General features: G+C 70.4%; 14 protein-coding genes and 2 pseudogenes. 9 read left to right on the top strand and 7 right to left on the bottom strand.

The features are described 5' to 3' along the window. Positions 1-70: 70 nt before the first annotated feature. A complete protein-coding gene (locus ACWD3C_RS20890; protein ID WP_451145944.1) occupies positions 71-2,350 on the bottom strand; it encodes an MMPL family transporter in 2,280 nt (759 codons plus the stop codon). A gap of 165 nt (positions 2,351-2,515) precedes the next feature. Between ACWD3C_RS20890 and ACWD3C_RS20895 the strand changes: the two genes are divergently transcribed. After that, positions 2,516-3,292, top strand: coding sequence for a TetR/AcrR family transcriptional regulator (locus tag ACWD3C_RS20895; protein WP_451145946.1), 777 nt, complete (start codon positions 2,516-2,518; stop codon positions 3,290-3,292). A gap of 1 nt (position 3,293) precedes the next feature. Here ACWD3C_RS20895 and ACWD3C_RS20900 read toward each other — a convergent pair. Then, positions 3,294-3,443, bottom strand: a pseudogene (locus ACWD3C_RS20900) (cation:proton antiporter); the annotation flags it as partial. A gap of 234 nt (positions 3,444-3,677) precedes the next feature. Between ACWD3C_RS20900 and ACWD3C_RS20905 the strand changes: the two are divergent. Continuing rightward, a complete protein-coding gene (locus ACWD3C_RS20905; RefSeq protein WP_451145948.1) occupies positions 3,678-3,917 on the top strand; it encodes a heavy-metal-associated domain-containing protein in 240 nt (79 codons plus the stop codon). Between the two features lie 107 nt (positions 3,918-4,024). After that, positions 4,025-6,274 carry a heavy metal translocating P-type ATPase gene (locus tag ACWD3C_RS20910; protein ID WP_451145950.1) on the top strand — a complete coding sequence of 750 codons (2,250 nt, stop codon included), beginning with the start codon at positions 4,025-4,027 and terminating at the stop codon, positions 6,272-6,274. Between the two features lie 669 nt (positions 6,275-6,943). Here the strand turns inward: ACWD3C_RS20910 and ACWD3C_RS20915 are convergent. Next, positions 6,944-8,233, bottom strand: a complete 1,290-nt coding sequence (locus ACWD3C_RS20915; protein ID WP_451145952.1) for a citrate synthase — start codon at positions 8,231-8,233, stop codon at positions 6,944-6,946. Between the two features lie 343 nt (positions 8,234-8,576). Continuing rightward, the gene (gene recD2 / locus ACWD3C_RS20920) at positions 8,577-10,853 is read right to left on the bottom strand and encodes an SF1B family DNA helicase RecD2 (protein ID WP_451145954.1); all 2,277 of its coding nucleotides are present in this window, start codon (positions 10,851-10,853) and stop codon (positions 8,577-8,579) included. A 101-nt stretch (positions 10,854-10,954) separates the two neighbouring features. On the opposite strand from recD2, the gene ACWD3C_RS20925 reads away from it, so the two are divergent. Continuing rightward, entirely contained in the window at positions 10,955-11,854 is a 900-nt protein-coding gene (locus ACWD3C_RS20925) for a ribokinase (RefSeq protein ID WP_451145956.1), read from the top strand. Beyond that, positions 11,851-11,997 (top strand): annotated as a pseudogene (locus ACWD3C_RS20930) (RbsD/FucU domain-containing protein); the annotation flags it as partial. The gene ACWD3C_RS20925 and the pseudogene ACWD3C_RS20930, both read left to right, overlap by 4 nt. A gap of 217 nt (positions 11,998-12,214) precedes the next feature. Here ACWD3C_RS20930 and ACWD3C_RS20935 read toward each other — a convergent pair. From ACWD3C_RS20935 to ACWD3C_RS20945, 3 genes are all read right to left on the bottom strand, one after another. Further along, positions 12,215-12,991, bottom strand: a complete 777-nt coding sequence (locus ACWD3C_RS20935; RefSeq protein WP_451145958.1) for an NPP1 family protein — start codon at positions 12,989-12,991, stop codon at positions 12,215-12,217. A gap of 240 nt (positions 12,992-13,231) precedes the next feature. Continuing rightward, positions 13,232-13,606: a hypothetical protein gene (locus tag ACWD3C_RS20940; protein ID WP_451145960.1), complete on the bottom strand. Its 375-nt coding sequence runs from the start codon at positions 13,604-13,606 to the stop codon at positions 13,232-13,234. Next, positions 13,603-13,848 carry a hypothetical protein gene (locus ACWD3C_RS20945; protein ID WP_451145962.1) on the bottom strand — a complete coding sequence of 82 codons (246 nt, stop codon included), beginning with the start codon at positions 13,846-13,848 and terminating at the stop codon, positions 13,603-13,605. The genes ACWD3C_RS20940 and ACWD3C_RS20945 overlap by 4 nt, the downstream gene beginning before the upstream one ends. 156 nt (positions 13,849-14,004) lie before the next feature. On the opposite strand from ACWD3C_RS20945, the gene ACWD3C_RS20950 reads away from it, so the two are divergent. The 4 genes from ACWD3C_RS20950 (at position 14,005) to ACWD3C_RS20965 (ending at position 19,027) form a co-directional block, all read left to right on the top strand. Continuing rightward, positions 14,005-14,829: a helix-turn-helix domain-containing protein gene (locus ACWD3C_RS20950; protein WP_451146083.1), complete on the top strand. Its 825-nt coding sequence runs from the start codon at positions 14,005-14,007 to the stop codon at positions 14,827-14,829. Further along, positions 14,816-15,040 (top strand): DUF397 domain-containing protein, encoded by a 225-nt coding sequence (locus ACWD3C_RS20955; protein ID WP_451145964.1) that lies wholly within the window; start codon positions 14,816-14,818, stop codon positions 15,038-15,040. Before ACWD3C_RS20950 ends, ACWD3C_RS20955 begins: the two co-directional genes overlap by 14 nt. Positions 15,041-15,576: 536 nt before the next feature. Next, entirely contained in the window at positions 15,577-15,972 is a 396-nt protein-coding gene (locus ACWD3C_RS20960) for a hypothetical protein (protein ID WP_451145966.1), read from the top strand. 19 nt (positions 15,973-15,991) lie between these two features. After that, positions 15,992-19,027, top strand: a complete 3,036-nt coding sequence (locus tag ACWD3C_RS20965; RefSeq protein WP_451145968.1) for an AfsR/SARP family transcriptional regulator — start codon at positions 15,992-15,994, stop codon at positions 19,025-19,027. The last annotated feature ends 2 nt before the right edge of the window (positions 19,028-19,029 follow it).

The following is a 19,029-nucleotide window of genomic DNA, read 5'->3' on the forward strand; positions in this document are numbered from 1 at the left end:
GCTCTCGCCCTTCGTCCGGAGACAGAGATCATCATTCCGGGACGAACGGTAAACGGTAACCGGACGAACGCTAGCCGCGTGCCTCCACCTTGCCCTGGGAGTCCTGGGAATCCTGAATGTCATGGGTGCCTTGGGTGTCTCGGGCGCCTTGGGCTCGGTCCTCGCTCCCGGGCTCCGTCGTCTTCGCCCGCCCCTCCCCCTCGCTCAGCCCGAACCGCTCGTGGAGCCTGCGCAGTGGGGCGGGTGCCCACCAGGTGGCCCGGCCCGTCAGACGCATGACCGACGGGACCAGCAGGCTGCGGACGACCATGGCGTCCATCAGGACCGCGAGGGCGATGCCGAGGCCCAGCATCTTGGTGTTGGTCACGCGGGACGTGCCGATCGCGACCATCACGAGCGCCAGGATGACCGCGGCCGCGGTGATCAGGCCGCCGGTGCGCTGGAGGCCGAAGCGGACCGAGGCGCCGTGGTCGCCCGTGTGGTCGTACTCCTCCTTGATGCGGGACAGCAGGAACACGCCGTAGTCCATGGAGAGGCCGAAGGCCACGCAGAACATCAGGACGGGGAGGGTCGTCTCGATCGAGCCGGGGGTGGTGAAGGCGAGGGGGCCGGACAGGTGGCCTTCCTGGAAGACCCACACCACCGCGCCGAACATCGCCGTGAGGCTGAGCGCGTTGAGCAGGACCGCCTGGACCGGGATCAGCACGCTGCCCGTGAGAAGGAAGACCAGGAGGAGGGTGACGATCGCGATGAACGCCAGTGCCCAGGGGAGGCGATCCGCTATCGCGTCCTTGGAGTCGACCAGGACCGCCGCCGTGCCGGTCACCGAGGTCTCGAAGGGCGCTTCCGCCGCGCGGAGTTCGTCCACCAGGCGTTGTGCGCCCTCGTCGACGGCCTCGCCCCGCGGCAGCACCGTGAAGTAGGCGGAGTCGCCCTGCACCAGGGGGCCGTCCACCCGCAGGACCTCGGGCAGCTCGGCTATGCGGTCCTTGTAAGCGACGTACTGGGCATCCGTCGCCCGCCCCTCGGCCAGGACCTCCAGGCCGCCGCCGGGGCTGCCCGGGAAGCCGTCCCGGATGTGCTGCTGGACGACATGGGACTCGGCGGTCGAGGGCAGCTGGCGGTCGTCCGCCGTGCCGAACTTCACGCCCAGGAAGGGTAGTCCGAGAAGGATCAGGCCGGCGGTCGTGGCGACCGCGAAGTACGGGGCGCGGCGCATGACGAGTGTCGCCATTCGGCCCCAGGCCGCGCCCTCGTCGGATCCGCCCGCCGACGGCTGGGGCTTGCCTCGCCGGAACAGGCGCCGTAGGTCGAGGGAGTTGACCCGGTCTCCCAGCAGGACCAGTGCGGCCGGGAGGAGGATCAGGGCCGCGGCTGCCGCGAGGAGGACCACGGCGATGCCCGCGTACGCGAAGGAGCGCAGGAAGTACTGCGGGAAGAGCATCATCGCGGCCAGCGAGACGGCGACCGTGAGGGCCGAGAAGAGGACCGTGCGGCCCGCTGTGCGCAGGGTTGTGCCCACGGCCGTCAACGGGTCGGCCCCCGCGGCCAGTTCCTCGCGGAAGCGGCGCACGATGAACAGGGCGTAGTCGATGGCCAGGCCGAGGCCCAGGGCCGTGGTGAGGTTCAGCGCGAAGACCGAGACGTCCGTGAGCTCGGTGAGGCCGCGCAGCACCGCGTTGGTCCCCAGGATCGCGACGATACCGACGCCGAGCGGGAGCAGGGCGGCGACCGCGCTGCCGAAGACCATCACCAGGAGCACGAGGGTCACCGGCAGGGCGATCACCTCGGCGCGCAGCAGGTCCTCCTGGATGACCTGCTGCATCTCGCTCCGTACGGCGAGAGGGCCGCCGATCGTGACCTCGACCGGGCCGTGCGTACCGCGCAGCTCGGGCGCGATGCGGTTCAGGGTCTGGTTCGCGGTGGTCTCGTCGCCCGTGACGCGGGCCGCGATCAGCGCCTCGTGGCCGTCCTCCGCGCGCAGGGCGGGCGAGTTCTCCTGCCAGTACGAGCCGACACCTATGACGCCTTCCTCGGCGGCGAGCCGGGACACCAGTCGCTCGGCCTCGGCGGCGGCCTCCGGGTCGTCGACGGTGGCGTCGCCCGCGTCGACGAGGAGCAGCAGGTTCGGCTGCGAGGCCGGGAACTCGCGCTCCAGCGCCTTCGTCGCGTAGGTGGACTGTGCGTCCGGGTCCTCCCAGCCGCCGCTGCCCAGGCGGTCCGCGACGTCGCTGCCCGCCAGCACCGCGAGGGCGGTGAGGAGCAGGGCGATGAGCAGGGACAGCCGTGGGCGCGCGGTCACGAAGCGGGTCCAGCCGCCGATCGGCGGTGTCCCGTTGACTTCGGTCATTCTGCGGTGTCCCCTTCACCATGACCCCGTGTCCCGCCATTCGCGCAGGCAGCACGGGTCGACCATTGCCATAGACTGGCAAACACGAGTCGTTGCTCGCGTTTCCCTAGAATGCGAGCGACTGCTCGCGTTTGTCAATCGCATCCCGAGAGCTGGGGATAACTCGTGCCCGACAAGCAGCAGACCGAGGAGCAGACGCGGCAGCCCCGGCCCAGCACCGACCGGTCCGGGGCGGCACGGTCGGCGTCTACCCCGCCGGCCACCGACCGGCCGACCGCAACGCCACCGGACGCCCCCGACGCGACCCCGTCCGCCGAGAAGCCCCGTCGCCGTCAGGCCCGCGGTGAGCGCCGTATCACCCAGCTCCTCGAAGCCGCCGCCTCCGTCTTCTCCACGACCGGCTACACGGCCGCCAGCACCAACGCCATCGCCCGCGAGGCGGGGGTCTCACCCGGCACGCTGTACCAGTTCTTCCCGAACAAGGAGGCCATCGCGATCGAGCTGGGCACCCGGCTCCTGCACGACATGCGGACGACGTACGGGGAGGCCTTCGCGCCGGTGGACCCCGCGACCCCGCTGGAGGAGGCCGTCGGCTCGATCGTCGACCGGTTCATCGCCTTCAACTGCCAGAACCCGGCGCTGTTCACGCTGCTGCACGGCCCGGACCTGCCCGGCCGGATGACCGAGGAGCACGACGCCCTGCACGCGGCCCTGGTCTCACGCCTGCAGAACCTGCTCACCTCCCTCCTCCCGTCCGGCAGACCCCCGGCCGACGTCACCCGCGTCGCACAGATGACCCTCGGCCTGTACAAGGCGGGCCTGGAGCTCGTCCTCGCCCACGAGGGCGCCGAACGCGAGGCGTACGTCCAGGAGCTGAAGGACGTCCTCGTCCGCTACCTCGAACCTCTCATCGACGACAGGCCGGCCGACCGCACACCCTGACCCCGGCCGCCAGCAGCGCGAACGCCGCGAGCAGGGCCGTCGACCGGCCCGGTGAGCGCCCGCCGAGCAGCAGGGCCATGGCGATGTTCGGCCCGAACTCCCCGACCGCACCGAAGGCCATCGCGAAGGCCATCATCACGGAGCCGAAGCGGGAGTACCCGCGAAGAAGCCGGACATTGGGATCAGCATGCCCGATTGCGACATAAGCGGGTGTTTAGCATGAAGTCCGGCAGATTCGAGCGAGTGCCCGGCACCCCTCTTCGTGCACCCTCTTGGATTCATACCCCCTAGGGGTATAGAGTAGCGAGTGTCGAGGGGGAACCCTGGAATCCCAGCGCCCCCTTCCGCCCACGCACACACGCACGCTTCGACGAGGAGTAACGCCATGACCGCCCAGACCGACACCCCCGGCTCCGTCACGACCGTCTACAAGGTGAGCGGAATGAGCTGCGGACACTGTGAGGGTTCCGTCTCCGAGGAGCTCTCCGGGATCGCCGGCGTCACCTCGGTGAAGGCCGTCGCCACCACCGGCGAGGTCACCGTGGTCTCCGCCGCACCGCTCGACGAGGACGCCGTACGTGCCGCCGTCGACGAGGCGGGCTACGAACTCGTCGGCAAGGCCTGAGCCCGAGCATCCGGGCCGGGGTGCGGGGCCGCGGTCCCGCACCCCGGCCCTTCCAGAGCACGGAGCACGGAGCGCGAAGCATGGAGCATGGAGCATGGAGCACGAATATGAGCAGCACCACCACAGAGGTGCCCATAAGTGAGCCCCTTCAGGAGGTCGAGCTGAGTATCGGCGGAATGACCTGCGCCTCCTGCGCGGCCCGCGTCGAGAAGAAGCTCAACCGGATGGACGGCGTCACCGCCACGGTCAACTACGCCACGGAGAAGGCGAAGGTCACGTACCCCGAAGGGGTACATGTGGCCGATCTGATCGCCACCGTGGTGAAGACGGGCTACACGGCCGAGGAGCCACCGCCGCCACAGCCGCAGCCGGAAGCGGAAGCGGAAGCGGCCCCTGCGGAGGACCCCGAACTCGCCTCCCTCCGCCGGCGGCTCACCGTCTCCGTCGCCCTCGCGGTGCCCGTGATCCTGATGTCGATGGTCCCCGCGTTCCAGTTCGACAACTGGCAGTGGCTGTCGCTGACGCTCGCCGCGCCCGCCGTCGTCTGGGGCGGGCTGCCGTTCCACCGGGCCGCGTTCACGAACGCCCGGCACGGCGCGGCCACCATGGACACCCTCGTCTCGGTCGGCACGCTCGCCGCCTTCGGCTGGTCGGTGTGGGCGCTGTTCTGGGGCGATGCCGGGATGCCGGGGATGCGGCACGGCTTCGAGCTCACCATCTCGCGTACGGACGGCACGTCGGCCCTCTACCTGGAAGTGGCCGCCGGGGTCATCGCGTTCATCCTCCTCGGCCGCTACATGGAGGCCCGCTCCAAGCGCCGCGCGGGAGCCGCCCTGCGCGCGCTCATGGAGCTGGGCGCCAAGGACGTCGCCGTACTGCGCAGCGGTCGTGAGGTACGTGTTCCGGTGGCCGAACTGGCCGTCGGCGACCGGTTCGTCGTACGGCCCGGGGAGAAGATCGCGACCGACGGCACGGTCGTCGAGGGCGCCTCGGCGGTCGACGCGTCCATGCTGACGGGCGAGTCCGTGCCCGTGGACGTGACCGTCGGGGACGCCGTGACGGGCGCGACGGTGAACGCCGGGGGCCGGATCGTCGTGGAGGCGACCCGTATCGGCGCGGACACACAGCTCGCGCGGATGGCGAAGCTTGTCGAGGACGCGCAGAACGGCAAGGCCGAGGTGCAGCGGCTGGCCGACCGGATCTCGGCGGTCTTCGTGCCGGTGGTCATGCTCATCGCCGTCGGCACGTTCGGCGGGTGGCTCGGCGCCACCGGCGACACCGTCGCCGCGTTCACCGCCGCCGTCGCCGTCCTGATCATCGCCTGCCCCTGCGCGCTCGGCCTCGCCACCCCGACCGCCCTGCTGGTCGGCACGGGTCGCGGCGCCCAGCTCGGCATCCTCATCAAGGGCCCCGAGGTCCTGGAGTCCACCCGCCGCGTCGACACCGTCGTCCTGGACAAGACCGGAACCGTCACCACGGGCCGGATGAGCCTCCAGGAGGTGTACGTCGTCGAAGGCGCCGACGAGAAGGACGTCCTGCGGCTCGCGGGCGCCGTGGAGCACGCCTCCGAGCACCCGGTCGCCCGGGCGATCGCAGCCGGCGCCGAGGAGCGCGCGGGGGACCTGCCCACCGTGGAGGGTTTCGAGAACATCCCCGGACGGGGCGTACGCGGCCGCGTGGCGGGCCACGACGTCCAGGTGGGCCGCTTCCTCGACGAGCCGCTCCCCGAGGCGCTGACGGACGCCAAGGAGGCGGCCGAGGGCGAGGGGCGTACGGCCGTCGTGGTCAGCCGGGACGGGGTGGCGGTCGGTGTCCTGACGGTCGCGGACGCGATCAAGGAGACCAGCGCCGAGGCCGTACGGCAGCTGCGCGCCCTGGGGCTCACGCCCGTACTGCTGACCGGGGACAACGAGCGGGTGGCGCGCTCCGTGGCCGCGTCCGTCGGCATCGACGAGGTGATCGCCGAGGTGCTGCCCCAGGACAAGGTGGACGTCGTCGGGCGCCTCCGGGCCGAGGGCCGTACGGTCGCGATGGTCGGGGACGGCGTCAACGACGCGGCCGCGCTCGCCACGGCCGACCTGGGGCTCGCGATGGGCACAGGGACGGACGCGGCGATCGAGGCGGGCGACCTGACGCTCGTACGAGGGGATCTGCGGGTCGCGGCGGACGCGATCCGGTTGTCCCGGCGGACCCTTGCCACGATCAAGGGAAATCTGGTCTGGGCCTTCGGTTACAACGTGGCCGCGCTGCCGCTGGCGGCCGCCGGATTGCTGAACCCGATGATCGCCGGTGCCGCAATGGCCTTTTCGTCCGTATTCGTGGTGACCAACAGCCTGCGACTCAGGGCATTTTCCTGACGTCGGCATAGGAGTCCCTCTGGAGTCCTGCCGACGGCTCACATAAGCTCTTCACAAGGCTCGCGCACCATCCTTACGCTTGGGTCCCGATCGCCATATGTGCCTCTTGTGCATCTTCAGGACATGCACAAGAGACGCAGATCACAGTGATGGCAAGGTAACCATCGAAGGGGTTCGTGAGTCTAAGTTGGCGATGTCAGAAGCGTCTTGGGGGGCGTGACTGACATCTGGGGATGTCTTGGGGGACGTTCCCGGAAACGGCGTTGCCGGGGCACGTGCACCGGGGAGCTTTGAGCGGCCCTCCCGTACGTACGCGTCCCGGCAGACCGCAAAGAAAGTGGCAGGGCGAGTTCTGCTCGTTCTGCTCAGCGATTCAGGCGCTGGCCCACCAGACGCCCGGCCGGATCCCGTGGGGGGAATCCGCACCGGGACATGGGAAGGCGCCCTGCTCGCCGGCCCGTGGGGGGACCGGTGCTGCAGGGCGCCTTCTTTATTGCCTGCCTTGTGACCGTGGCTTCGCCATGTGGATCACTGTCCGGCGAGTGAGCCGAAGGGGCGCGCCGGTGTCGAGAGCCCGAGCGCGCGGAGGCCCCGACGAAGGAGGGGTCGAGCACGGTCGGGCTCTCGACACCGGCTTTTGCGCCCCGGAGGCGAACCGAGCCTAAAAAATCATCGAGCCTCGACCGGGACGAAGTCGCGCTCGACGACGCCCGTGTAGATCTGGCGCGGGCGGCCGATGCGGGAGCCCGGCTCCTTGATCATCTCGTGCCACTGGGCGATCCAGCCCGGCAGGCGGCCGAGGGCGAAGAGAACCGTGAACATCTCGGTCGGGAAGCCCATGGCGCGGTAGATCAGACCGGTGTAGAAGTCCACGTTCGGGTAGAGCTTGCGGGAGACGAAGTAGTCGTCGGCCAGCGCGTGCTCTTCGAGCTTGAGCGCGATGTCGAGAAGCTCGTCGGACTTGCCGAGGGCCGAGAGGACGTCGTGCGCCGCCGCCTTGATGATCTTCGCCCGGGGGTCGAAGTTCTTGTAGACGCGGTGCCCGAAGCCCATGAGCTTCACGCCGTCTTCCTTGTTCTTCACCTTGCGGATGAAGGTGTCGACGTCGCTGCCCGAGTCGCGGATGCCCTCCAGCATCTCCAGCACCGACTGGTTGGCGCCGCCGTGCAGCGGGCCCCACAGGGCGGAGATGCCGGCCGAGATCGAGGCGAACATGTTCGCCTGCGAGGAGCCGACCAGGCGGACCGTGGACGTCGAACAGTTCTGCTCGTGGTCCGCGTGCAGGATCAGCAGCTTGTCGAGCGCGGAGACCACGACCGGGTCGAGGTCGTACTCCTGCGCCGGGACCGAGAAGGTCATGCGCAGGAAGTTCTCGACGTAACCGAGGTCGTTGCGCGGATAGACGAACGGGTGGCCGATCGACTTCTTGTACGCGTACGCCGCGATCGTCGGCAGCTTGGCCAGCAGCCGGATCGTGGAGAGGTCGCGCTGCTTCTCGTCGAAGGGGTTGTGGCTGTCCTGGTAGAACGTCGACAGTGCGCTGACCACCGAGGAGAGCATCGCCATCGGGTGGGCGTCGCGCGGGAAGCCCCGGTAGAAGTTCTTGACGTCCTCGTGCAGCAGGGTGTGCTGCGTGATCTCGCTCTTGAAGGCGGCGAGTTGGTCGACGGTCGGCAGCTCGCCGTTGATCAGCAGGTAGGCCACCTCCAGGAAGGTGGAGCGTTCGGCCAGCTGCTCGATCGGGTAGCCGCGGTAGCGGAGGATGCCCGCTTCGCCGTCGAGGTAGGTAATGGCGGATTTATAAGCGGCGGTGTTGCCGTACCCGCTGTCCAGGGTCACCAGACCGGTCTGGGCCCGGAGCTTCCCGATATCGAAGCCCTTGTCGCCGACAGTGCTGTCGATCACCGGGTAGCTGTACTCGCCGTCGCCGTACCGCAGTACTACAGAGTTCTCGCTCACGTCTTCCCTCACCGACGTAGTGCCTCATCTTCGAGGTGCCCTGACTGTCTCTACCATCCCCCATTTGGCTCAGGAGAGTGCACTCGGGGTCGACCGTTGGGCTCATCGGCGGCACTCAGTGCCGCCAACTTGCTCATCCTGCCCCGTTCTCGGGGCATCTGGAAGTGCTGTGTGACCTTTACGACTCATTTGATCGATCATTTTTCTGGATACCCGCCCGATACCCATCCGGGCGGGCCTCAACCAGGCATCGGCCAGGCTTCCGACAGCATCCGGCAGACATCCGGCAGGCCGTAGTTCGGCCGGAACTGTGGGCCGGCCGACCCGTCAGCCGGCCGGCCCGTCAGCCGGTCAGGGGACGGGGTGCCAGCCGGAAGTCCAGGGCCGTGCACCTGCGGCCCGCGGACACCGAGCGGACCGCCTGGGCTATCGCCTTGCGGGAGCCGACGAGGACGACCAGCTTCTTGGCGCGGGTCACCGCCGTGTAGAGCAGGTTGCGCTGGAGCATCATCCAGGCGCTGGTGGTGACCGGGATGACCACCGCCGGGTACTCACTGCCCTGGGAGCGGTGGATGGTCACCGCGTACGCGTGGGCCAGCTCGTCCAGTTCGTCGAACTCGTACGCCACCTCCTCGTCCTCGTCCGTCAGCACCGTCAGGCGCTGGTCGACCGGGTCGAGGGCGGTGACCACGCCGACGGTGCCGTTGAAGACACCGTTCTCGCCCTTCTCATAATTGTTGCGGATCTGGGTGACCTTGTCGCCGACACGGAAGACCCGACCGCCGAACCGCTTCTCGGGCAGGTCCGGGCGGGCGGGGGTGATGGCCTGCTGGAGCAGCCCGTTGAGGGTGCCCGCGCCCGCCGGGCCGCGGTGCATGGGGGCCAGGACCTGGACGTCCCGGCGCGGGTCGAGCCCGAACTTGGCCGGAATCCGCCGTGCCGCCACGTCCACCGTGAGCCGGCCGGCTGCCTCCGTGTCGTCCTCGACGAAGAGGAAGAAGTCCTTCATGTTGTCGGTGACCGGGTGCTGCCCGGAGTTGATCCGGTGCGCGTTGGTGACGACTCCCGACTGCTGGGCCTGGCGGAAGACGCGGGTGAGGCGGACCGCAGGGATGGGGCTGCCGTCGGCGAGCAGATCGCGCAGGACCTCGCCGGCGCCGACGCTGGGCAGCTGGTCCACGTCTCCGACGAAGAGGATGTGGGCGCCCGGGGCGACCGCCTTGACCAGCTTGTTGGCGAGGAGGAGGTCGAGCATCGATGCCTCGTCGACGACCACCAGGTCGGCGTCCAGGGGACGGTCCCTGTCGTACGCCGCGTCGCCGCCGGGCTTCAGCTCCAGGAGGCGGTGGACGGTGGAGGCGTCCGCTCCGGTCAGCTCGGAGAGGCGCTTGGCGGCGCGGCCGGTGGGGGCGGCCAGGACGACCTTCGCCTTCTTCGCGCGGGCCAGCTCCACGATCGAGCGGACCGTGAAGGACTTGCCGCAGCCGGGGCCGCCGGTGAGGACGGCGACCTTCTCGGTGAGCGCGAGCCGGACGGCCTCCTCCTGCTCGGGGGCGAGCTCGGCCCCCGTACGCCCCTTGAGCCAGGTCAGGGCCTTGTCCCAGGCCACGTCCCGGAAGCCGGGCATCCGGTCCTCGTCCGTGCGCAGCAGCCGCAACAGCTGGGCGGAGAGGGAGAGTTCGGCCCGGTGGAAGGGGACCAGGTAGATGGCCGTCACGGGGTCCCCGCCGTCCGGGCCGGGCACCTGTTCCCGTACGACCCCGGGGTCGGCGTCGTCCTGAGGGGGTGCCGCCAGCTCGGCCAGGCACTCGATGACCAGGCCCGTGTCCACCTGGAGCAGCTTGACCGCGTCGGAGATCAGCCGCTCCTCGGGGAGGTAGCAGTGGCCCTGGTCGGTGGACTGGGACAGGGCGTACTGGAGGCCCGCCTTGACGCGCTCCGGGCTGTCGTGGGGGATGCCGACGGACTGGGCGATCTTGTCGGCGGTGAGGAAGCCGATGCCCCAGACGTCGGCCGCCAGGCGGTACGGCTGGTTCTTGACGACCGAGATGGAGGCGTCGCCGTACTTCTTGTAGATGCGGACGGCGATGGACGTGGACACCTCGACGGTCTGGAGGAAGAGCATGACCTCCTTGATCGCCTTCTGTTCCTCCCAGGCGTCGGCGATCTTCTTGGTGCGCTTGGGGCCGAGGCCGGGGACCTCGATGAGCCGCTTGGGCTCCTCCTCGATGACCGTGAGCGTGTCCAGGCCGAAGTGCTGGGTGATGCGGTCGGCGAAGACCGGGCCGATGCCCTTGACCAGGCCGGAGCCCAGGTAGCGACGGATGCCCTGGACGGTGGCGGGGAGCACCGTCGTGTAGTTCTCCACCGTGAACTGCTTGCCGTACTGCGGGTGGGAACCCCAGCGCCCCTCCATGCGCAGCGACTCGCCGACCTGGGCGCCGAGCAGAGCGCCGACGACGGTGAGCAGATCACCGGCGCCCCTGCCGGTGTCGACCCGGGCGACCGTGTACCCGTTCTCCTCATTGGCGTACGTGATCCTCTCCAGGACGCCTTCGAGGACGGCCAGTTGCCGCGCTCCGCTCCCCGCCTGCTGGGAATTCCCCGCCTGAATGGACATGATCCGACCGTATCGGGTCCGACCGACAGCGTCGGCGTCGATGTCGGCATCAATGGGGACCTGCGCCCTGGCGGGCTGGTCATCAGCGAGGGAGACAGTTCATGTACGACTACGACCTGCTGGTCGTGGGGTCGGCCAACGCCGATCTGGTGATCGGGGTCGAGCGGCGGCCCGCGGCCGGGGAGACCGTGCTCGGCTCCGACCTGGCCGTCCACCCGGGCGGCAAGGGCGCCAACCAGGCCGTCGCCGCGGCCCGCCTCGGCGCCCGTACGGCCCTGCTGGCCCGGGTCGGCGACGACGCCCACGGGCGGCTGCTGCTCGACTCGCAGCGGGACGCGGGGGTCGACACCACGGGGGTGCTGGCCGGCGGGGCGCCCACCGGGGTCGCGCTGATCACGGTCGACCCGTCGGGGGACAACAGCATCGTGGTGTCGCCGGGGGCCAACGGGCGGCTCACACCGGAGGACATCCGGGCCGCCGGACCTCTGTTGCGGTCCTCCCGGGTCGTCTCGGCGCAGTTGGAGATCCCCTTGGAGACGGTCGTGGAGGTCGTACGGAATCTGCCGGACGGCACCCGTTTCGTACTGAACCCGTCGCCGCCCCGGCCACTCCCGGACGAGGTGCTCGCGGCCTGCGACCCGCTGATCGTCAACGAGCACGAGGCGCGGGTCATCGTCGGCGGTGACCTGGAGGGCTCCCCCGAGGACTGGGCGCGGGCCCTGCTGGCGCTCGGGCCGCGTTCGGTGGTCGTCACGCTGGGCGCGGAGGGGGCGTTGGCGGCGTCGGCGGAGGGCACCGCCCGGGTCCCGTCCGTGAAGGTGGAGGCCGTGGACACGACGGGGGCCGGGGACGCGTTCGCCGCCGCGCTGGCGTGGAGGCTGGGGGCCGGCGCCGGGTTGGCCGAGGCCGCCGGGTACGCCGCCCGCGTCGGAGCGGCCGCCGTCACGAAGGCCGGGGCGCAGGAGTCCTTCCCGACCGCGGAGGAGGCGGCCGCCCTGTGAAGAGGGCCGGGATACTCAACCGTCATCTGTCCGCTGCGCCGGCCGAGTTGGGCCATGGGCACGAGGTGCTGGTCTGTGACGCGGGTATGCCCATCCCGTCCGGTCCGCGCGTGGTGGACCTCGCCTTCCGGGCCGGGGTGCCGTGCCCGCGAGCGGCGGACATGCTTCGAGGGACCCGGTCGATGGACCGGGTCCCTCGGCTTTCCCCTCCATATCAGAACCCCCGCGATCCCCCCAGATCCCCCTCCGAGTGGTCCCGATGCCAAGTACGACCCACCGGGTGCCGGAAGGGTTGCACGGTCTCCGAGGACTTTTTCGCGAGGTGCCGACGCGGCGCCGGGGAGGCGCCGGACGGGCGTGTCAGGCCCAGGGATCGAACGTGATGCCCGACGGCTTGGCCTTGTTGAGGTTGCTCTCGAAGTTGCCGTTCTTGATGGGGAAGTTGGCGCTGCCCCAGTTGTTGTCGGCCAGCCGGTCGCGGATCCAGGTCGCCGGGTACTGGTCCCAGCTGACCAGGTCCTCCCAGTGCCACTGCCCGGTCGCGTTCTCCGGCTCCTCGCCCCACTTGGCCAGGCGGAAGGCGTGGGTGCTCACGCCGTCCTTGTGGTACACGATCTTGGGGTGCTGCCGGTTGGCGTCCCACCACGGGACCTGGTCGGCGGGGTACGTGCTGAAGCCTCCGTGGGCCGAGACGGACACGTGGGAGGGCTGGCCGGCCCCCTGCCTCACCCAGACCACCACGCACTCCCAGTCGTGGCGGTGCCCGCCGCCGAACGGGGTCGCCTGGTCCTTCTCGAAGTACGTGGCGTAGATGATCCCGCACCAGCCCTGGTCGCACTTGGCCCGCGAGTAGCTGTTGTCGTTGTCGAGGTGACCCGAACCGCGGCACTGACCGGTGATGGAACCGGACGGATTCAGACCGCCGTTGAGGTTCCCGTTGGGGTCGACGGCGGCCGCCGGGTAACAGCTGTCCGTGTCGTAGTCGTAGACCGGCTCGAACGCCCGCTGGAACGCGGTGGCGTTGGCGGGCAGGGGCCTCAGCACCCCGGCGAAGGCGCTGCTCGCCAGGCTGACGGTGAGTGCGACTGTCATGCCCATGACCAGCAAGGGCTTGAGGATGCGGGATCTGCTGCTCATTGCGTCCTTCTGTTCGGTCACGCAGGTGGGTACGCGGTCTGGTTGACGCGCACGGTCACAGTCCCGACAGCCATGGAAGTTTCACGGGTCGCCATGTGTCCGGGCAGAGAACAATCAGCCAATACCGATGGGTGACGGGAACGGAGAGAGTAGCGGATGCCCCAACTCCCCAGTAACCCTTCGCGCGGACACGATCGGCGGCCGCCGGGGTACGGCTGTTCAGCCCGGAACCACTACGGATCAGGCCGTGGTTCCGTCACCATCCGCGGCGCCGTGCTCCGCGGGCGGGTCGTGGTCCGAAGTGGCGGGGCTGCTCCGCCCGAGCCGGGCCCCTCTGCTCTCCGCGACACGTTTGACGTCCAGCAGGGATTCGCTGAGCCGTCGGGCGAGGTAACGCAGTTCGCCGCTCGTCGTGCGGTGTTCCGCGAGGAGGGCGGCGGCGTGGTCGAGCAGTTGGCCCGCCATCCCCAGCTGGATGCTCTCGATCTGGTCCGAGAGACGCGAGACCCGGCCCGAGCCGTCGCCCACCAGGTAGCAGGGCTTGTCCTCCCGGCCCGCCCAGGGCAAGAGCCGTACGGTCACCTGCTCGCCGTATCGGCCGCGTGCGTCGTTCACGCGTTCACCTCCAGGCCGTGGGCCCGCTCGTACGCGAGCAGGTAAGGGCGTACCAGCGGGCTGCCCTCGTCGAGCGGCGGGTGCTCACTCGGGCGGCGGGCGGCCGGACCGCCGACGTGGACGTCATCGCAGGAGTACCGATACGGGTGCGCGGGCGGGGCCGGGGTACGGCGGCGTCGCCCTGCGGCGGGGAGGAGGACACGGAGGAGCGGGTCGAGGAGTCGGGTGAGCAGGTCTGTCACGTCACTCTGCCTTCTTCGGGTGGGTGCCACCAGGGCTGCACTCACCTGCGGCGACTGCGATGTGTGGCGAATCCATCACAGAGTGGGGTCGACGGTGGCTACGCTGCCAGGGGGTTGGGGTTGACACCGCGTCTGTCAAGAAGGGGAGTTGGCTGCGTGAACGATCGACGTACGCCTCGGACTCAGCGTGAGAAGTACGGGGAGGAGCTGAGGCTGCGGCGGACAGCGGCCGGGTTGACGCAGGAGCAATTGGCCGATCAGGTCGTGTGCTCGCCCACGCTGATCAGCCATTTCGAGGCCGGGAGGCGACTGCCGAAACCTGATGACGCGAAGCGGATTGATCGGGCGCTGAGGACGGATGGGTTCTTCGCACGGTGGCTGGAGGACCTGGACTCGAAATACAACGACCACTTCGCTCCCGTAGCCGAGTTGGAGCAACAGGCCACGCTCATCCAGCAGTTCGCGCTCTCGCTGGTGCCAGGCGTGCTCCAGACCGACGGCTACGCGCGTGCCGTGTTCCGCGCGTACCGGCCGAATCACACCACAGAGGAACTTGACGAAGCGGTTGTCATTCGAACAAAGCGTGCCCGGATTCTCGACGGGCCGTTGAGCCCGGTCGTCTGGACGTTGCTCGACGAGTCCGTGCTGCGACGCCGCGTCGGCGGCCCGCAGGTCATGGTCGAACAACTGCACAAGATCGCGGACTTGGCCGAGACGGGACGGCTGCGGCTGCATGTGCTTCCGTACGGTGTCGGGGCACACGCGCTCCAGCAGAGCTATCTCACACTCATGAGCTTCGAGGACTCTGCCCCGGTGGCCTACGTCGAAGCCTTTCTCACCGGCCACTTGATGGACGATCCTGCGCTGGTGGCCGCCAGTCAGACCGCCTACGCTCTTGCGCTGAGCGACGCGTTGTCGCAGCAGGAGTCACTGGCCCTCGTCAGGGCGGCAGCGGAGGAACACGCACATGGTCAGCAGTGAGCACACTGTTTCCGACTCGTCCACGCTCACCGGCTGGTCCAAGTCCAGCTACAGCGGGGGCGACCAGGGCGACTGCCTCGAAGTCGCCCGTGGCCACGCCGGCGTGCCCGTCCGCGACAGCAAGGCCGTCACCGGCCCGGCGGTGACCTTCTCGGCGGGCGGCTGGGCGGCGTTCGTCGACGCCGTCAAGGAGGGGCATGTCGGCGGCTGAGGCGCTGACGCCGTGATTCGGTGCCGGTGTCCGTGGCCGCCGAGCCCATGAAGTATTCGAGGGGCCCGGGCCGTCGACCGGGCCCCTCGGCTTTCCCCTCCTGCCAGGACCCCCGCGATCCCCCCCAGATCCCCCCAGATCCCCCTCCGGGAAGTCCTGATGCCACGTACAACCCACGGGATGAGGGAAGGGTTGCACGGAGGTCTGGGATTTCTTCCGGCCGCTGACGGGCTGTCCCGGCAGCGTCGGCGCAACGCGAAGGCGCTGACGGCTGACGCGCAGGCTGACGGCTTCAACCGCAGCTGAAGGAATTCTGTAGCGGCCCCCGGGAGGATGCCCCGGTCGGGAACCCGCCGACGGAGGGCAGAGTTCTGGAAGAGGCGTCGACGCCACCCGGTCCCGGGGCCGCTGCGGTCCCGGTTCACGAGTGCGGTGAACCGCTGGTCGATCTGCGGACGGTAGCGGCCCTGCGGGTCGCCCCGCAGCACGGCTCCCCGTTCGTGACGGCGGCGCCTTCGCTGCTTCGGCTGGGTGTCGTGGACCGTCTGGTCGCCGCGCAGACCCTGCTGCCGCCGGGACTGCGTCTGCTGGTGCTGACGGCACACCGGCCGCCGGCGACGGATGCGCAGGCTCGGCTGTGCGCCGGGCACGAGACGGGCGCGGCGGCCGATCTGACGCTGTGCACGATGGACGGCGTTGAGCTCTGGCTCGGGCCGGAAGGCCCCCATACCGCCGTAGCACCGTCCCGCGCCGCCTGCCCGCCGCTGGACCCGGTCGCCGTCGAGCACCGCCGCTCCCTGGGCGATGCGTTGAGCTTCGCGGGGCTGACCAACTACCCTGACGTGTGGTGGCACTGGTCGTACGGCGACCGCTACTGGGCCCATCTGTACGGCAGCGACCACGCACGATACGGCCCGCTGGAGCCTGTTTGACGGCCTGAAGGAAGCAGACATGCTGCAGCTGCGGCTGCTCGGCCCGGTCGAGGCGGAGACACGGGGCGGACGGATCGAACTGGGTGGCGGCAAGCCGCGCGCGCTCCTGGCGGCCCTGGCGCTGGAGACCGGCCGGGTGGTGCACACCGAGCGGCTGATCGACATCGTATGGCCCGAGCAGCCGTCGGCCAGTGCCCGCGCGCTCATCCAGACCTATGTCTCCACCCTGCGCCGAGCCTTCACCGACGCGGGCCACCCCGATGTCATCGTCACCCGCGCGCCGGGTTACGTGCTGCGCGCCGGGGCGGCGACGGTGGACGCGGACCACTTCGGCCGGCTGCTGGCCGAAGCGAAGGAGCAGGCCGCCGCACAGGACTTCGCCCCGGCGGCGACGCTGCTGCGCGAGGCCCGCGCGCTGTGGCGCGGCCCGGCGCTCTCCGGGCTGGAGGACTCACTGCTCGCCGGGGAGGCCCGGCGCCTGGACGAGCTGCGGATCTCCGCGGCCGAGGAACTGTACGCCGCCGAGCTGGCCCTGGGGCGGCTGAACCACCTTGCCGAACTCACCGCTCTGGTGGAGGAGTGTCCGGCGAACGAGCGGCTGCGCGGCCAGCTCATGGTGACCCTCTATCGGCTGGGACGCCAGGCGGACGCCCTCGCCTGCTACCGGACGGGCCGGGACACCCTCGTGGCGGAACTGGGGATCGAGCCGGGGCCGGAGCTGAGCGCCCTGCACTCGGCCATACTGCGCGGCGAGGACGAACAGCTGCCCGGCGCGGCGCCGCCGTCCACCGACGGCCACCGCGTCCCCGCTCTGCTGCCGCCCGGCCTGGCCGACTTCACCGGCCGCCACGAGGCGCTCACCGAGCTGACCGAGGCCCTGACCGCCGGGACACCGGCCGTCCAGGTGGTGGCCGGGCCGGGCGGCAGCGGCAAGTCGGCGCTGGCCGTCCATGTGGCCCATGGAGTGGCGGCACGCTTCCCGGACGGGCAGCTGTACGCGGAGCTGCGGGGCATGACCGAGGCCCCGGCCACTCCCGGCGAGGTCCTCGACAGCTTTCTGCGCGCACTGGGCGTGCCGGACCCGCGCGTCCCGGAATCGACGCAGGCCAAGGTGGAGCTCTACCGCACCCTGCTGGCGGGGCGGCGCGTGCTCATCGTGCTCGACGACGCCGCCCACGAACAGCAGGTGCGCCCACTGCTGCCCGCCGGCGGCGGCTGCGCGGTGCTCATCACCTCGCGGGACCGGCTCGGCGGGCTCGCGGGAGCGCGGCTGACCGAGCTGGAAGTGCTGACCGAGCAGGAGGCACACGATCTGCTGACGGCGATTGTCGGAGGGGACCGGATCCGGGCGGAGCCGGATGCCGCGGCCCGCATCCTCACCGCGTGCAGCCATCTGCCCCTGGCCATCCGGATCGCCGGGGCCCGGCTCGCCATGCGCCGCAAGCTGCCGTTGTCGGTGCTGGCCGAGCGGCTGGACGACGAGCGGCATCGGCTCGACGAGCTGTACGCGGGCGACCTCGCGGTGCGCAGCACCCTCAGCCTGAGCTACACAGCCCTCGACGGGGACGCCCGGACGGCGCTCGGGCGCGTGGGCCACCTGGGCCTGCCCGAGTTCTCCACCTGGATCGTGGCCCTGCTGCTCGACCGGCCGGAGGGGGAGGCGCAACAGCTGCTGGAGACCCTGGTGGACGCGCATCTGGTGGGCTTCACCGGTGTGGACGCCGCCGGGGACAGCCGCTACCGGCTGCACGACCTGGTCCGGCTGTTCGCCCGCGAGCGGGCCGAGGAGACGGAGCCGACGGAGGTACTGCGGGCGGCGGTGGAGCGGGCGCTGCACGGCTGGCTGGCCCTGCTGGGCGCCATTGCGGCGAGCAGCCCTCCCGCGGAGATGGCCTGGACTCCGGTGAGCGCACCCGTGCCCGAGCCGTCCGTGGAGCACGTGGAGCGGTTGCTGGGATGTGTCGCCCGTTGGCTGACGGGCGAGGAACCCGCCCTGACCACGACGGTGGAACGCGCCGCAGGGCTGGGGCTGGACCGTCTGGTGTGCGCCCTGGTGTCCGCTCACTCGGCGGTCGAACTCGGCAGCAACCGTTTCGAGTTCCGGGAGCGGATCACCGGTGTCGCCGTCACCGCGGCGCAACGGACCGGCGATCCGCACACCCAGGCCGTCGTCCAGGCCGAACTCGCCCAGCTGCGCTACGCGCAGGATCGTTTCGCCGAGGCACGCCGCCACTACGGGGAGGCACTGAGCGGCTTCCGCGCCGAGCGCGATGTGCGCGGGCAGGCGGCGGCGCTGGCCGGACTGGGCACGGCCTGCCGGGAGCCGGGGCATCTGGCCGAGGCACTGCACTTCCTCGACCAGGCCGGCACCTTGCTGCACGCGCTCGACGACCGGCCCGGCATCGGTCATGTCTACCGGGTCCGCGGCTCGGTACGGCTGGAGCAGGGCGACTACGCCGGTGCCGAGGCTGATCTCGCCGTGTCCCTCCAGGCGTACCGCCGGGCCGGCAGCCGCCGCGGGATCGCGATGACCCTGCGCACTCAGGGCATGTTGCACCGGGCCCGTGGCGCGTACCTGGAGGCGCTGCGCGCCTGCGCGGAATCGGCGGCCGTCTTCGCCGAACTCGGCGACGAGCTGATGCGGTCCTACGCCGTCCGCGCCCACGCCAAGACGCGGATGCGCATGGGCCACGGCGACGAGGCGCTCCCCCGCCTGGAATGGGCCCTGTCGGCGGCCCGTACCGCCGGTGACCGTTTCGGTCAGGCGGCGACGCTGCGGGTCATCGGCCAGCTGCATCTCGCCGACCGACGGCTCGACCTCGCGCGGAGCTGTCTGGACGCCGCGATGTCGCTGTGGGAGGCGATGGACACCCCGCTGTGGCGGGCGCGCACCGAGTACGACCTGTCCCTGGTGCACGAGGCGCTGGGCGACACGGCTGCGGCGCGGGCGGCCCGGACGCATGCTCTCGGCGTCTTCCGGGACCGCGGAGCCCGGGAGTACGCGGAGATCACCTGCGCTTCAGCGGAGGCTGCAGATCCCCTGAAGCACGGCTGAAG

This window comes from Streptomyces sp. NPDC002845 (assembly GCF_053591955.1).

Bases quoted from the DNA above. Each gene is read 5' to 3' on its own strand.
- ACWD3C_RS20890 (WP_451145944.1), bottom strand. From the start codon at position 2,350: ATGACCGAAGTCAACGGGACACCGCCGATCGGCGGCTGGACCCGCTTC.
- ACWD3C_RS20905 (WP_451145948.1), top strand. From the start codon at position 3,678: ATGACCGCCCAGACCGACACCCCCGGCTCCGTCACGACCGTCTACAAG.
- ACWD3C_RS20910 (WP_451145950.1), top strand. From the start codon at position 4,025: ATGAGCAGCACCACCACAGAGGTGCCCATAAGTGAGCCCCTTCAGGAG.
- recD2 (WP_451145954.1), bottom strand. From the start codon at position 10,853: ATGTCCATTCAGGCGGGGAATTCCCAGCAGGCGGGGAGCGGAGCGCGG.
- ACWD3C_RS20925 (WP_451145956.1), top strand. From the start codon at position 10,955: ATGTACGACTACGACCTGCTGGTCGTGGGGTCGGCCAACGCCGATCTG.
- ACWD3C_RS20935 (WP_451145958.1), bottom strand. From the start codon at position 12,991: ATGAGCAGCAGATCCCGCATCCTCAAGCCCTTGCTGGTCATGGGCATG.
- ACWD3C_RS20955 (WP_451145964.1), top strand. From the start codon at position 14,816: ATGGTCAGCAGTGAGCACACTGTTTCCGACTCGTCCACGCTCACCGGC.
- ACWD3C_RS20965 (WP_451145968.1), top strand. From the start codon at position 15,992: ATGCTGCAGCTGCGGCTGCTCGGCCCGGTCGAGGCGGAGACACGGGGC.